This is a genomic window from Streptomyces sp. NPDC005820 (assembly GCF_040630255.1).
Classification (GTDB): Bacteria; Actinomycetota; Actinomycetes; order Streptomycetales; family Streptomycetaceae; genus Streptomyces.
On record NZ_JBEXXE010000014.1, the window covers coordinates 1 to 13,659 of the forward strand.

General features: G+C 69.3%; 12 protein-coding genes. 2 read left to right on the forward strand and 10 right to left on the reverse strand.

The genetic code is table 11. The annotated features are described in order from the left end of the window. Positions 1–323: 323 nt before the first annotated feature. From ABZ464_RS18560 to thyX, 3 genes are all read right to left on the reverse strand, one after another. A complete protein-coding gene (locus ABZ464_RS18560; protein WP_359278007.1) occupies positions 324–2,009 on the reverse strand; it encodes a ribonuclease J in 1,686 nt (561 codons plus the stop codon). 128 nt (positions 2,010–2,137) lie between these two features. Next, entirely contained in the window at positions 2,138–3,037 is a 900-nt protein-coding gene (dapA, locus tag ABZ464_RS18565; RefSeq protein WP_359278010.1) for a 4-hydroxy-tetrahydrodipicolinate synthase, read from the reverse strand. Positions 3,038–3,249: 212 nt separating this feature from the next. After that, entirely contained in the window at positions 3,250–3,981 is a 732-nt protein-coding gene (thyX, locus tag ABZ464_RS18570; RefSeq protein WP_359278013.1) for an FAD-dependent thymidylate synthase, read from the reverse strand. Positions 3,982–4,139: 158 nt separating this feature from the next. Between thyX and ABZ464_RS18575 the strand changes: the two genes are divergently transcribed. After that, entirely contained in the window at positions 4,140–4,694 is a 555-nt protein-coding gene (locus ABZ464_RS18575; protein WP_359278016.1) for a hypothetical protein, read from the forward strand. A gap of 113 nt (positions 4,695–4,807) precedes the next feature. Here ABZ464_RS18575 and ABZ464_RS18580 read toward each other — a convergent pair whose 3' ends face one another. From ABZ464_RS18580 to rpsO, 5 genes are all read right to left on the reverse strand, one after another. Further along, positions 4,808–5,263, reverse strand: coding sequence for a tetratricopeptide repeat protein (locus ABZ464_RS18580; protein WP_359278019.1), 456 nt, complete (start codon positions 5,261–5,263; stop codon positions 4,808–4,810). Positions 5,264–5,277: 14 nt separating this feature from the next. Further along, positions 5,278–6,030: a 4-hydroxy-tetrahydrodipicolinate reductase gene (dapB, locus tag ABZ464_RS18585; protein WP_359278022.1), complete on the reverse strand. Its 753-nt coding sequence runs from the start codon at positions 6,028–6,030 to the stop codon at positions 5,278–5,280. A gap of 26 nt (positions 6,031–6,056) precedes the next feature. Continuing rightward, positions 6,057–7,436 carry a pitrilysin family protein gene (locus ABZ464_RS18590; protein WP_359278024.1) on the reverse strand — a complete coding sequence of 460 codons (1,380 nt, stop codon included), beginning with the start codon at positions 7,434–7,436 and terminating at the stop codon, positions 6,057–6,059. Then, the gene (locus ABZ464_RS18595; RefSeq protein ID WP_359278027.1) at positions 7,433–9,658 is read right to left on the reverse strand and encodes a polyribonucleotide nucleotidyltransferase; all 2,226 of its coding nucleotides are present in this window, start codon (positions 9,656–9,658) and stop codon (positions 7,433–7,435) included. The genes ABZ464_RS18590 and ABZ464_RS18595 overlap by 4 nt, the downstream gene beginning before the upstream one ends. A gap of 329 nt (positions 9,659–9,987) precedes the next feature. After that, positions 9,988–10,275: a 30S ribosomal protein S15 gene (gene rpsO / locus ABZ464_RS18600; protein ID WP_016432306.1), complete on the reverse strand. Its 288-nt coding sequence runs from the start codon at positions 10,273–10,275 to the stop codon at positions 9,988–9,990. Positions 10,276–10,591: 316 nt separating this feature from the next. On the opposite strand from rpsO, the gene ABZ464_RS18605 reads away from it, so the two are divergent. Beyond that, complete coding sequence (locus ABZ464_RS18605) at positions 10,592–10,873, forward strand: DUF397 domain-containing protein (RefSeq protein ID WP_359278030.1); 282 nt, start codon at positions 10,592–10,594, stop codon at positions 10,871–10,873. Between the two features lie 124 nt (positions 10,874–10,997). Here the strand turns inward: ABZ464_RS18605 and ABZ464_RS18610 are convergent, their stop codons facing one another. Together ABZ464_RS18610 and eccD are read right to left on the reverse strand one after the other, a co-directional pair. Next, positions 10,998–11,564: a hypothetical protein gene (locus ABZ464_RS18610; RefSeq protein ID WP_359278033.1), complete on the reverse strand. Its 567-nt coding sequence runs from the start codon at positions 11,562–11,564 to the stop codon at positions 10,998–11,000. 384 nt (positions 11,565–11,948) lie between these two features. Next, positions 11,949–13,460 (reverse strand): type VII secretion integral membrane protein EccD, encoded by a 1,512-nt coding sequence (eccD, locus tag ABZ464_RS18615; protein ID WP_359278514.1) that lies wholly within the window; start codon positions 13,458–13,460, stop codon positions 11,949–11,951. Between the last annotated feature and the right edge of the window lie 199 nt (positions 13,461–13,659).

Genomic DNA, 13,659 nt, shown 5'->3' on the forward strand with positions numbered 1-13,659 from the left:
TCAAGGAACGAAAGCTTCCTTTGTACTTGCCTGAGAGACTCTCTCAGGTTTTCCTCCGGGCTTCCCTTCGGTCTTGCGTTTCCGACTCTATCAGATCTTTTCTCGATCCGATTTCCTCGGTGCTTTCCAGGTTCCCGCTTTTGTTTCGCGGTTTCCTTTCCGGCGGTTCCGACTTTATCAGAAGTTCTGAGTCGGTTTTCCCGGCCCCTCCCGGTCTGCTGGTCCGGCGCGTGGCGCGGACCGCTTCCCGTTCAGGCGGAGCCGTAAACGTACTGGAGCGGGGCGCCCCGATGCAAATCGAGGCGCCCCGCTCCGAGTTCGGCTCAGACCTCCACCACGACCGGGAGGATCATCGGCCTGCGGCGATAGTTGTCGGAGACCCACTTGCCCAGGGTGCGGCGGATGAGTTGCTGCAGCTGGTGGGGCTCGACCACGCCGTCCTGGGCCGAGCGCTCCAGGACCTCGGCGATCTTCGGGACGACGTCCCCGAAGACCGAGTCCTCGATGCCGGAACCGCGGGCCTGGATGTGCGGGCCGCCGGTGATCTTGCCGGTGGAGGAATCCACGACCACGAAGACCGAGATGATGCCCTCGTCGCCGAGGATCTTCCGGTCCTTCAGCGCCGGCTCGCCGACATCGCCGACGGAGAGGCCGTCGACGTAGACGTACCCCGCCTGGACCTTGCCGGAGATCTTCGCCTTGCCCTCGACGAGGTCGACGGCGATGCCGTCCTCGGCGATGACGATGCGGTCGTGCGGGACGCCCGTCATGGCGCCCAGTTCGGCGTTGGCCCGCAGGTGGCGCCATTCGCCGTGGACCGGCATCAGGTTCTTCGGGCGGCAGATGTTGTAGAAGTACAGCAGCTCGCCCGCCGAGGCGTGGCCGGAGACATGGACCTTGGCGTTGCCCTTGTGGACGACGTTCGCGCCCCAGCGGGTCAGGCCGTTGATCACGCGGTAGACCGCGTTCTCGTTGCCGGGGATCAGGGACGACGCCAGGATCACCGTGTCGCCGGGGACGATACGGATCTGGTGGTCGCGGTTGGCCATGCGGGACAGGGCGGCCATCGGTTCGCCCTGGGAGCCCGTGCAGACCAGGACCACCTCGTGGTCGGGGAGGTCGTCGAGCGTCTTGACGTCCACCACCAGGCCCGGCGGGACCTTGAGATAGCCGAGGTCCCGGGCGATGCCCATGTTGCGGACCATCGAGCGGCCGACGAAGGCGACCCGGCGGCCGTACTCGTGGGCCGCGTCCAGGATCTGCTGGATGCGGTGGACGTGGCTGGCGAAGCTCGCCACGATGATCCGCTTGCGGGCGCCCGCGAAGACCGTGCGCAGGACGTTGGAGATGTCCCGCTCGTGCGGGGTGAAGCCGGGCACCTCGGCGTTGGTGGAGTCGGTGAGCAGGAGGTCGATGCCTTCCTCGCTCAGCCGCGCGAACGCGTGGAGGTCCGTCAGACGGTTGTCCAGCGGAAGCTGGTCCATCTTGAAGTCACCCGTGTGGACCACCATGCCGGCGGGGGTGCGGATCGCGACGGCGAGGGCGTCCGGGATGGAGTGGTTGACGGCGATGAACTCGCAGTCGAAGGGTCCGATGCGCTCCCGGTTCCCCTCCGCCACCTCGAGGGTGTACGGGCGGATCCGGTGCTCCTGGAGCTTGGCCTCGATGAGGGCGAGGGTCAGCTTGGAGCCGATCAGCGGGATGTCCGGCTTCTCGCGCAGGAGGTAGGGGACGGCACCGATGTGGTCCTCGTGACCGTGCGTGAGGACGATGCCCTCGATCTCGTCCAGCCGGTCACGGATGGACGAGAAGTCGGGCAGGATCAGGTCGATTCCGGGCTGCTCCTCCTCGGGGAAGAGCACTCCGCAGTCGACGATCAGCAGACGGCCGCCGTACTCGAAGACCGTCATGTTGCGGCCGATCTCACCGAGGCCGCCGAGCGGGGTGACCCGCAGGCCGCCCTTGGGGAGCGGCGGGGGCGGGCCCAGTTCGGGATGCGGATGACTCAAAAGACTCTCCTCAAACACACGCGCCACGTACCGGTAGGGCACGTGGCGCGCGTGACGTTCGTGCAGAAGCAGTTGTCGTTGTGGTTGCAGGCACCGGTGTCCTGCCTATTCAGTTGTGAAGTCCGTTGTCAGACCTGTACCCCGCCTGCGGCAAGATCGATCTTGAGCTGCTCGATCTCTTCCGGCGAGCACTCGACCATGGGCGAGCGCAGCGGGCCGGCGGGCAGTCCCTGGAGGGTGAGCGCGGCCTTGGTGGTCATGACGCCCTGGGTGCGGAACATGCCCGTGTAGACCGGGAGCAGCTTCTGGTGGATCTCGGTGGCCTTCTGGACGTCACCGGCGACGAACGCGTCGACGAGGGCGCGCAGGTCGGGCGTGACCACATGGCCGACGACCGAGACGAAGCCGACCGCGCCGACCGAGAGCAGCGGGAGGTTGAGCATGTCGTCGCCGGAGTACCAGGCGAGGCCGGAGCGCGCGATGGCCCAGCTCGCGCGGCCGAGGTCGCCCTTGGCGTCCTTGTTGGCGACGATCCGGGGGTGCTGGGCGAGGCGGACGAGCGTCTCGGTGCTGATCGGGACGCCGCTGCGGCCGGGGATGTCGTAGAGCATGACCGGCAGCTCGGTGGCGTCGGCGACGGCCGTGAAGTGCCGGTACAGGCCCTCCTGAGGGGGCTTGTTGTAGTACGGGGTGACGACCAGCAGGCCGTGTGCGCCGGTCTTCTCGGCGGCCTTGGCCAGTTCGGTGCTGTGGTGGGTGTCGTTGGTGCCGACGCCGGCCACGATGTGGGCCCGGTCGCCGACGGCCTCCAGGACGGCTCGTACGAGGTCCGATTTCTCCGCGTCGGTGGTGGTGGGCGACTCACCGGTGGTGCCGTTGATGATCAGGCCGTCGTTGCCTGCGTCCACCAGGTGGGTGGCGAGCCGCTGGGCGCCGTCGAGGTCGAGTGCGCCGTCCGCCGTGAAGGGCGTGATCATGGCGGTGAGGACCCGCCCGAAGGGGGTCTGCGGAGTGGAGGTCGGAGCCATGGGTAACACGCTACTCGTTGCTCACCGTGTGGTCTGCCCTCGGGGGGTTACGAAAAGTCACGACAAATGCGGAGCCCGGTACTGCCTGCTCGGGGGTTCAAGCAGTACCGGGTCCGTTTGATCAGGCTAGATGAACTTCTCTAAATGCCGCAATACGGACACTTCGCGCGGATGACCCGTACATGTGTGCCGGGCAGGAGAACACGCCTTCGTTACGGCGCGACGCGACCGTTGGCGTTGAAGGCCGCGTACGTGAGGGGCATGAGCTTCGCCCACTCGGCCTCCATCGCCTCGCCCACCATCTCGATCTCGCGCTGCGGGAAGGACGGCACCTTCGCGAGCTCGTGCTGGGTGCGCAGGCCGAGGAAGTGCATCAGCGAGCGGGCGTTGCAGGTGGCGTACATCGAGGAGAAGAGCCCGACGGGCAGGACCGCGCGGGCGACCTCGCGGGCGACGCCCTGCGCGAGCATCTCCTGGTAGGCCTCGTAGGCCTGGTGGTAGGAGGCCTCCATGGTCTTGCCGACGAACTCGTGCTGCTCGGGGGTGCCCTCGACGAACACATACTGACCCGGGCGGCCCTGCTGCACGAGCTTGCGCGAGGTGTCGGGGACGTAGAAGACCGGCTCGAGCTCCCGGTAGCGGCCCGACTCCTCGTTGTACGACCAGCCGACGCGATGCCGCATGAACTCGCGGAACACGAAGATCGGGGCGCTGATGAAGAAGGTCATCGAGTTGTGCTCGAAGGGGCTGCCGTGCCGGTCCCGCATCAGGTAGTTGATCAGTCCCTTGGACCGCTCGGGGTCCTTCTGGAGCTCCTGCAGGGACTGCTCGCCGGCCGTCGAGACACGGGCGGCGAAGAGGACGTCGGAGTCCGAGGCGCTGGATTTCACCAGCCCGACGGTGACGTCACTGCGGAGGGACGGCTGGGGATCGGCGGGCGTCACGAAGGGTCCTTCCCATCACATCTGCGGTTCGCGCCCACTCTACGGGGCGCCGTGGCCGTACCCGGTCACAGCCGTCACAGCAGCCGCAGGCGTCTCAGGGGTACTGACGCGATAGCCTCACCGGGCACAGCCCACGCATGAACGAGTGAGGACCAGCCGTGCCCCTGCCCTTCCTGACGGCCGACCGCCCGTTCGAGACAGCGGACGATGTCGCGCTGCCCTTCGAGGACCGTGAGCGCTGGCGGCGCCCCCACCGCCCCGGCCCCTGGCGCGTCGCGGCGGCCGCGCTGGCCCTGCTGCTCGCCTCCTATGTGCTGCTCGCGGCCGTCGTCATCGCGCTGACCGGGAAGGTCTCCGACGCCGGCGTGGTCCTCGGGCTCTCGCTGCTGGTGATCGTCGCCGCGCTGCGGCTGCTGCGCATGGGCGTGTGGGTGAGCGCGCGCGGGCTGCGGCACGTGCGCTTCCTGCTCACGCGGACGGTGCCGTGGGACCGGGTCGCGGTCGTACGGACGGTGCAGCAGCCGGTGCGCTGGCTGGGTCTGCCGCGGACCGTGCAGGGGCAGGCGCTGCTCCTCGTACGGCGGGACCGGCCGGCGGACGAGACGGCGATGCTGCTGACCACGCACGGGGCGGACTTCCTCGGGCGCTCGGAGGCCTTCGACCGGGCCTCGGACGCCGTCGAGGCGTGGGCCTCGGAGTACGGTCGCGGCTGACCGCGCGACAGGGCACGACACGCCGAAGGGGCCGGTCCGCGGAGGGTGCGGGCCGGCCCCTTCGGCGTACGACGGTGTCGTGGGCGTCCGGTTGCGGGGTACGGCGGTCCGGCTCAGGCCGGTTCGATGCGCTTGCCGTCGTGGAGGCTGATCGCGCGTTGCATCGCCTTGCGGGCGCGCGGGGTGTCGCGGGCGTCGTGGTAGGCGACGGCCAGCCGGAACCAGGTGCGCCAGTCGTCCGGGGCCGCCTCGGTCTCGGCTTTGCGCCGGGCGAAGACCTCGTCGGCCGAGTCGCGGTCGATCCGGCCGCCGGGGGTGCGCCTGAGCTCGTCGACGGGGAGGCCGCCCTCGGCGTCGAGGGCGGCGGCGAGGGCGTTGGCCCGGCGGACGAACTGGGTGTTCTTCCACAGGAACCAGACGCCGATGACCGGCAGGATCAGCACCGCGATCCCGAAGGTGACGGTGATGACCGTGCCGGACTGGATGAGCATGACGCCGCGGCTGCCGACCAGGACGAAGTAGAAGACCAGGACGGCGGCCGTGACCGCGTAGGAGAGCTTGGCGCGCATGTCGGGCGGGATCTCTAGTTCAGGTCCAGGAAGTGCTCCAGGCCGAAGGTGAGGCCCGGAGTCGTCACCACCCGGCGGGCGCCCAGCAGGATGCCCGGCATGAAGCTGCTGTGGTGCAGGGAGTCGTGGCGGACGGTGAGGGTCTCGCCCTCGCCGCCCAGCAGGACCTCCTGGTGGGCCAGCAGGCCCCGCAGGCGGACGGCGTGCACGGGGACGCCGTCCACGTCCGCGCCGCGCGCACCGTCCAGGCCCGTCGCCGTGGCGTCCGGGGCCGGGGCGGTGCCGGCCGCGCGACGGGCCTCGGCGATGAGCTGGGCGGTGCGGGTGGCGGTGCCGGAGGGGGCGTCCACCTTGTTGGGGTGGTGCAGCTCGACGACCTCGACGGACTCGAAGTAGGGCGCCGCGATCTGCGCGAACTTCATGGTGAGGACCGCGCCGATGGAGAAGTTCGGCGCGATGAGCACACCGGTCTCCGGGGAGGCGGCCAGCCAGCCGTTCAGCTGTGCGAGGCGCTCGTCCGTCCAGCCCGTCGTCCCGACGACGGCATGGATGCCGTGGCCGACGCAGTACTCGAGGTTCTCCATCACGGAGGCGGGCGTGGTCAGTTCCACGGCGACCTGGGCGCCGGTCTCGGCCAGCGTCTCCAGCGTGTCGCCGCGGCCCAGCGCGGCCACCAGCTCCATGTCCTCGGCGGCTTCGACGGCCCGTACCGCTTCGGAACCGATCCGGCCCTTGGCGCCGAGGACCGCCACACGCAGCTTGCTCATCTGTTGTGCTTCCTTACGGGAGTGGATTAGGCGACCGCGTCGTGCAGCCGGGAGGCCTGCTTGTCCTTGAGCGGGCCGATGACCGACAGCGACGGGCGCCGTCCCAGGATGTCGCGGGCGACCGAACGGACCTCGTCCGGGGTCACGGCCGCTATCCGGGTCAGCATGTCGTCGACGGACATCTGCTCGCCCCAGCACAGCTCACTCTTGCCGATGCGGTTCATGAGCGCACCGGTGTCCTCCAGGCCGAGCACCGTGGAGCCCCTGAGCTGGCCGATGGCGCGCGCTATCTCGTCGTCGGACAGGCCGTTCCCGGCGACGTGGTCGAGCTCGTCGCGGCAGATCCTGAGCACGTCGTGGACCTGCGAGGGACGGCAGCCGGCATAGACGCCGAAGAGGCCGCAGTCGGCGAAGCCGGAGGTGTACGAGTACACGCTGTAGGCCAGGCCGCGCTTCTCGCGGACCTCCTGGAAGAGCCGGGAGGACATGCCGCCGCCGAGGGCGGTGTTGAGGACGCCCAGGGCCCAGCGGCGGTCGTCGGTGCGGGCGAGGCCCGGCATGCCGAGGACGACATGGGCCTGCTCGGTCTTGCGGCCGAGGAGTTCGACGCGGCCCGAGGCGCGGATGGTGCGCCGGCCGTCGCGCGGGGCGATCGGCGCGGCGTCCGCGTTCTTCAGGGCGCCCGCCTTCTCGAAGGCCGCGCGGACCTGTCGTACGACCTTGTGGTGGTCGATGTTGCCGGCCGCGGCCACGACCAGGTGCGTGGGGTCGTAGTGCTTCTTGTAGAAGCGGCGGATGCGGTCGGCGGTGAGGGCGTTGACGGTGTCGACGGTGCCGAGGACCGGGCGGCCGAGGGCGTTGTCGCCGAACATGGTGTGCGCGAACAGGTCGTGCACACAGTCGCCGGGGTCGTCCTCGGTCATGGCGATCTCTTCGAGGATCGCGCCGCGTTCGACGTTGACGTCGTCCTCGAGGATGAGCGAGCCGGTCAGCATGTCGCAGACGACGTCGATGGCGAGCGGCAGGTCGGTGTCGAGCACGCGCGCGTAGTAGCACGTGTACTCCTTGGCCGTGAACGCGTTCATCTCGCCGCCGACCGCGTCGATCGCGGAGGAGATGTCCAGCGCCGACCTGCGGGTGGTGCCCTTGAAGAGCAGGTGCTCCAGGTAGTGCGTGGCGCCGTTCAGCGCGGGGGTCTCGTCGCGGGAGCCGACGTGGGCCCAGATGCCGAAGGTCGCGGAGCGGACCGAGGGGAGGGTCTCGGTGACGATGCGCAGACCGCCCGGGAGGGTGGTCTTACGGACCGTGCCGATGCCGTTCTCGCCCTTGATCAGGGTTTGGGTACGGGCGACGGCCCGCGCCTCCGAGGAGGTGCGGGCCGTCGCCTTGGAGCTGCTCGACGTCACTTGTCGGTGTCGTCCTTCTGCTCGTCCGTGGAGCTGCCTTCCTCGCCCTCGATCACGGGGATCAGGGAGAGCTTGCCGCGGGAGTCGATCTCGGCGATCTCGACCTGGACCTTCTGGCCCACGCCGACGACGTCCTCGACGTTCTCCACGCGCTTGCCGCCGGCCAGCTTGCGGATCTGCGAGATGTGCAGCAGACCGTCCTTGCCGGGGAGCAGGGAGACGAACGCGCCGAAGGTGGTGGTCTTGACGACCGTACCCAGGTAGCGCTCGCCGACCTCGGGCATCGTCGGGTTGGCGATGCCGTTGATCGTCGTACGGGCGGCCTCCGCGGAGGGGCCGTCGGCGGCGCCGATGTAGATCGTGCCGTCGTCCTCGATGGTGATCTCGGCGCCCGTGTCCTCCTGGATCTGGTTGATCATCTTGCCCTTGGGGCCGATGACCTCGCCGATCTTGTCGACCGGGATCTTCACGGTGATGATCCGCGGCGCGTTGGGGGACATCTCGTCCGGCGTGTCGATCGCTTCCATCATCACGTCGAGGATGTGGAGGCGGGCGTCACGGGCCTGCTTGAGAGCGGCGGCCAGGACGGAGGCGGGGATGCCGTCCAGCTTGGTGTCGAGCTGGAGGGCGGTGACGAACTCCTTGGTGCCGGCGACCTTGAAGTCCATGTCGCCGAAGGCGTCCTCCGCACCGAGGATGTCGGTGAGGGTGACGTAGTGCGTCTCGCCCTCGATCTCCTGGGAGATCAGGCCCATGGCGATACCGGCGACGGGGGCCTTCAGCGGCACACCGGCGTTCAGCAGCGACATGGTGGAGGCGCAGACCGAGCCCATGGACGTCGAGCCGTTGGAGCTCAGCGCCTCGGAGACCTGGCGGATCGCGTAGGGGAACTCCTCGCGGGTCGGCAGGACCGGGACCAGGGCGCGCTCGGCGAGGGCGCCGTGGCCGATCTCGCGGCGCTTCGGGGAGCCGACGCGGCCGGTCTCGCCGGTGGAGTACGGCGGGAAGTTGTAGTTGTGCATGTAGCGCTTGCGCGTCACCGGGGAGAGGGTGTCGAGCTGCTGCTCCATGCGGAGCATGTTGAGGGTGGTGACGCCCAGGATCTGGGTCTCGCCACGCTCGAACACCGCGGAGCCGTGCACGCGCGGGATGGCCTCGACCTCGGCGGCGAGCGTACGGATGTCCGTGACGCCGCGGCCGTCGATGCGCTTCTTCTCCTTGATCACGCGCTCGCGGACCAACTGCTTGGTGAGCGAGCGGTACGCGGCGGAGATCTCCTTCTCGCGGCCCTCGAACTCCGGGAGCAGCTTCTCGGCGGCCAGGCCCTTGACGCGGTCCAGCTCGGCCTCGCGCTCCTGCTTGCCCGCGATGGTCAGCGCGGAGGCGAGCTCCGGCTTGACGGCGGCGGTCAGCGCCTCCAGGACGTCGTCCTGGTAGTCGAGGAAGATCGGGAACTCGCCGGTGGGCTTGGCGGCCTTCGCGGCGAGGTCGGCCTGGGCCTTGCAGAGGACCTTGATGAAGGGCTTCGCGGCGTCCAGACCGGCCGCGACGACCTCCTCGGTCGGAGCCTCGGCGCCGCCCTTGACGAGCTGGATGGTCTTCTCGGTGGCCTCGGCCTCGACCATCATGATCGCGACGTCGCCGTCCTCCAGGACGCGGCCGGCGACCACCATGTCGAAGACGGCGTCCTCGAGCTCGGTGTGCGTCGGGAAGGCGACCCACTGGCCGTTGATCAGCGCGACGCGGACGCCGCCGATCGGGCCGGAGAAGGGCAGACCGGCCAGCTGCGTGGACGCGGAGGCGGCGTTGATCGCCACGACGTCGTACAGGTGGTCGGGGTTGAGCGCCATGATCGTGGCGACGACCTGGATCTCGTTGCGCAGGCCCTTCTTGAAGGACGGGCGCAGCGGGCGGTCGATCAGGCGGCAGGTGAGGATGGCGTCCTCGGAGGGGCGGCCCTCACGGCGGAAGAAGCTGCCGGGGATCTTGCCGGCGGCGTACATCCGCTCCTCGACGTCCACCGTCAGGGGGAAGAAGTCGAGCTGGTCCTTGGGGTTCTTGGAGGCGGTGGTGGCCGACAGCACCATGGTGTCGTCGTCCAGGTACGCCACGGCGGAGCCGGCGGCCTGCTTGGCCAGGCGGCCCGTCTCGAAGCGGATGGTGCGGGTGCCGAAGGCGCCGTTGTCGATGACGGCCTCGGCGTAGTGGGTCTCGTTCTCCACTAGCGTTTTCTCCGTTACTTGTCGTCTTTTCGTCCCGTGCTGCCCGTGTGGCAGAGGGACGGTTGCGGAGATGCGCGCCGGGCGGTGCGGGCCGGTCTTCGATCGAAGCACCCGGGGCTCGCTTCCCCCCGGGGGCCACTACCGAGGACCGGCGGCGGCTAGGTGCGCTTCTCCTCGTGGTGGGTGATGCGTTGGCTGTCATCACCCTGTGTCGTGCGTATTGCGTTGTGCTACCACACTACAAAGGGGCAGTGACACTCCGCACGTTTCCGCACGTACAGCAAAAGGGAGCGGCTCCCAAGAACGGGAACCGCTCCCTCCATGGCGTCTTACTTGGCGCCGGCCGCACCGCGGCGGATGCCGAGGCGGTCGACCAGCGTACGGAAGCGCTGGATGTCCTTCTTGGCCAGGTACTGCAGCAGGCGGCGACGCTGGCCGACCAGGATCAGCAGACCCCGGCGGGAGTGGTGGTCGTGCTTGTGGGTCTTGAGGTGCTCGGTCAGGTCGGAGATCCGACGGGAGAGCATGGCGACCTGGACCTCGGGGGAGCCGGTGTCGCCCTCCTTCTGGCCGAACTCGGCGATGATCTGCTTCTTCGTAGCGGCGTCGAGCGACACGCGTACTCCTCATGGTCTGTGTGCCCACCGAGTGCCCCCGGTCTGCGTCTCGGGGTGGCTTCCGTAACTCGGGAGGCGGGGATCCGCTGGGCGCGGCCTCCGGGGCTTCCCTTCAGGGGGCTCCGGGGGTGCGTACACAAACGGCCGACAGACAGGGTACCAGGAGGTGACGGGCACCTTCGCCCCGGTATCCGAACCGCCACGGCGGCGGGGAGGGGGCCACTAGGGTGACGCTCGGATCCGGTGCGGAGCGGATCGTACGCGGATCGTGCGCGGATCGAACGCGGATCGAACGTCGGGAAGGGGACGCTGCGGCATGGCGGAGACGGAAGCGGAGATGAAGGCGCGCAAGGAGCGCGAGCGGGACGAGCTGTACGCGCTCGACATCTCCGGCGTCGAGTGGAAGTGCGCGCCGGGCACCGAGGACCACGAGGAGCGCGTCGAGATCGCGGACCTGCCCGGCGGCGCGGTGGCGATGCGGTCCTCGCTGGATCCGGACACCGTGTTGCGCTACACGGAGGGGGAGTGGCGGGCGTTTGTGCTGGGGGCTCGGGATGGGGAGTTCGATCTGGAGGCGGGGCCTCGGGCGGGGGGATAGGGCGGGCGCGGGACTGGGGGGCGGCTGGCGGCCGGTGCGTGCGGGTCGCCGTTCATCCGTACGTCGTGCCAGTCATCGGTGGGCCGTGCGCCGTACGCCGTACGTATTTGCGCCGTGCCAGGGATCAGGAGTTCTTGGGCGTGCCGCCCTCGATGCCGAGGACCGCGTAGACCCAGCGCGCCTGCCCCTTGGCGGGGCCGGTGACGGACTTGGCGCCGAAGTAGAGGCGGCCGTCCTCGACGAGGACGTCGGTGAAGTCGATCGAGGTGAAGTTCTCAGCCTCGGGCGGCAGTCCGAAGTAGAAGAAGGGCTTCTCCTCGCCCGTCTTCGGGTCGAGTGCGACAAGCGCGTTGGGTGAGATGCGGTCCTGGCTCTCCCGCAGGGCGAGGAGCCGGTCGCCGCTCACCTCGACGGGGATCAGCAGGGAGTCGGGGCCGGACTCGAACTTCCGGGTGGTGTTCCCGGTCGCCAGGTCGAAGCCGATGACCCAGTTCGTGGTGTGCTTCGTGAGGTCGTCCTTGCTGCGCAGGAAGACCTGGCCTGCGCCGACGGCGACGGTCGGGCAGTAGTCGACGACGAGGTACTCGTCCTCGTACGAGCACTCGCCGACGTAGGTGCCGTTCTGGAGGCGGATGGTGGCGCGACGAGCGTCTTGTTGATGCCCTTGGCGAGGATCTTGTGGGTGGCCCACAGACCGGGGAGCTGGTAGGACTCGCCGGGGCTCAGGTCGTCGACGGAGAAACGGAAGGCCATTTTGCCGACGGTGCTCTCGGGTTGCTTCTCGAGGGTGTCGCGGATGTCCAGGGGGCCTTGGGTGGGGGTGGGCTGCTGCTTCGAGGTCACAGCACGGTCGGTGCCCCACAAGAGCCAGCCGCCGATGCACAGGGCCACGGCCAGAACGAGGGCCAGCGCGCGCACCAGCCACTGCAGGCGGCGCTTCTTCGCACTGCTGTCCGCAGCGATCGTGGAGTGTGTGTAGATGGACGGCGGTGGGCCGAAGCTCACGTCGGGGTGCCTTTCGGACGTGGTCGTGTCCTGATGGTGGGGGCCGCCGAGCCGAGCCCGTCGGCCCTGGTCACTTGCTCGTCATGGCGCGGGCCCGCGCGTACACGTCGAAGACGGCGAGGGCCAGCGGAACGAGCGTCAGCAGGACGAAACTCTCGGCGATCTCCAGGAAGCGCCCCCAGAAGGGGGTGACGCCGCGGCGGGGAACGACCAGGCCGATGGCGGTGACGAGAGCGATGCCCGCGGCGATCGCAGCGGTGAGCCAGACGGTGCGCAGGTCAAGGGCGTTGGTGTCGCCCTGGAGGGCATCGCGCCAGGACTCCTGGGGCGGGTTGAGGGCGAGCCCGAGGCCGAGGAGGACGAGGGCGGCGAGGCCGGCCGCCAGCATGGCGGCCACCTGTGCCGTGTAGCGGAACAGGTGAGCGCGCATCAGCATCGCGACGCCGGTGACGAGGGCGAGGAGTTGCGCCCATACGTTGCTCGAGAATCCGAGGACGAGGGACGAGCCCACGGTGACGAGGGCGCAGCCGCCGACGAGACCCACGAGCAGTTCGTGGCCGCGGCGGACCTGGGCGGCGATGCGCTCGGCGTCCACCGGTTCCTGGCCGGACCTGCCCTCCGCCGTGTAGCCGGAGCGGGCGGTGTTGGGGGGCTCGAAGCCGATGGGCAGCCGTGCGAAGCGCATCGAAAGGGCCGGCAGAAAGGCGAGCGCGCCGACGGCGAGCGGGGCGCAGAGGGCGGCCGTCTCGATCGGTGTCAGTTGTGCCCGGATGGCGATGAACGTGTTGAGCAGACCGAGGGAGGAGGCGAAGACGAACGCCACGAAGGGACCGTCACCGCTGGGCGCCACCAAGGTGAGGACGACGGAGGCGACGAGGACCGCGACGCAGGCGAGCAGGAACTGAAGCTTTCCGATGCCCTCTCCCGCGGAGAGCGGCACCAGCCCGGAGCCCGCCACCGCGACGTTCGGGAGAGCACCGAGTCCGAGGGCCACTGCGGAGCCCCGGTCGTCGTACACGCGCGCGCGTACGCACGCGACCGTGACCAGGAGAGTTCCTGTCACGGCGGCCAGGACGCCCTGGAGGCTGTGCATGTCGTGGTGGATCCGGGAGTTCCAGGCCACGAAGGCGATCAGCGCGGGCAGCAGGCCGCCCGCCACGAGTCCGGCGATCCGGGTGAGGTCGCCGCTCCACAAAGTGCGGTCACGCGTCACGGCCGAGGCGACCGCCTCGGAGACGTCGTCGAACACGGCAGGCGGCAAGGACTCGGCGAACGGCCGCAGCGTGAGCAGTTCCCCGTCGAGAATGCGCTGTGCTGCGAACGACCGGGCGCTGTCGAGGACGGCTCCGTCCCGGCGGACGAGGTGGTAGCCCACGGGGGCTCCCTCGGCGGGATCCTGCCGGGAGAGGCGCAGGATCTCCGGGTAGAGATCGGCGACCGGTACGTCGTCGGGCAGTGCGACATCGATCCGGCTGTCGGGGGCCACGATGGTGACCCGGCAGAAGCCGAATCCCATGCCCGCCCCGGACGAGGCACCGGTGCCCTGCCCGCCGGTCGCGCCGGCCGGCGCGGAAGCCGTCATGCTCACCTGCTGTTCCCCCTCGTCGATCGTGAGCCGGTCGCGGCGCCGCGCGTATGTCCGGCTGTAAAGATCCTGTGCCCGTGCGGATTGCCCTCGGATTGCCCTCGGATTGCCCTGTTTTCCGCGGCTGATTCGCAACTGCTCACGCGTCTCACGGGCACCCTACCGCCCGCCGTTCCCGGTGGTTGTCAGTAGGATC

What these genes read in the sequence shown, in the direction of transcription:
- dapA (WP_359278010.1), bottom strand. Translation starts at nt 3,037, where the DNA reads ATGGCTCCGACCTCCACTCCGCAGACCCCCTTCGGGCGGGTCCTCACC.
- dapB (WP_359278022.1), bottom strand. Translation starts at nt 6,030, where the DNA reads ATGAGCAAGCTGCGTGTGGCGGTCCTCGGCGCCAAGGGCCGGATCGGT.
- eccD (WP_359278514.1), bottom strand. Translation starts at nt 13,460, where the DNA reads ATGACGGCTTCCGCGCCGGCCGGCGCGACCGGCGGGCAGGGCACCGGT.
- ABZ464_RS18580 (WP_359278019.1), bottom strand. Translation starts at nt 5,263, where the DNA reads ATGCGCGCCAAGCTCTCCTACGCGGTCACGGCCGCCGTCCTGGTCTTC.
- ABZ464_RS18605 (WP_359278030.1), top strand. Translation starts at nt 10,592, where the DNA reads ATGGCGGAGACGGAAGCGGAGATGAAGGCGCGCAAGGAGCGCGAGCGG.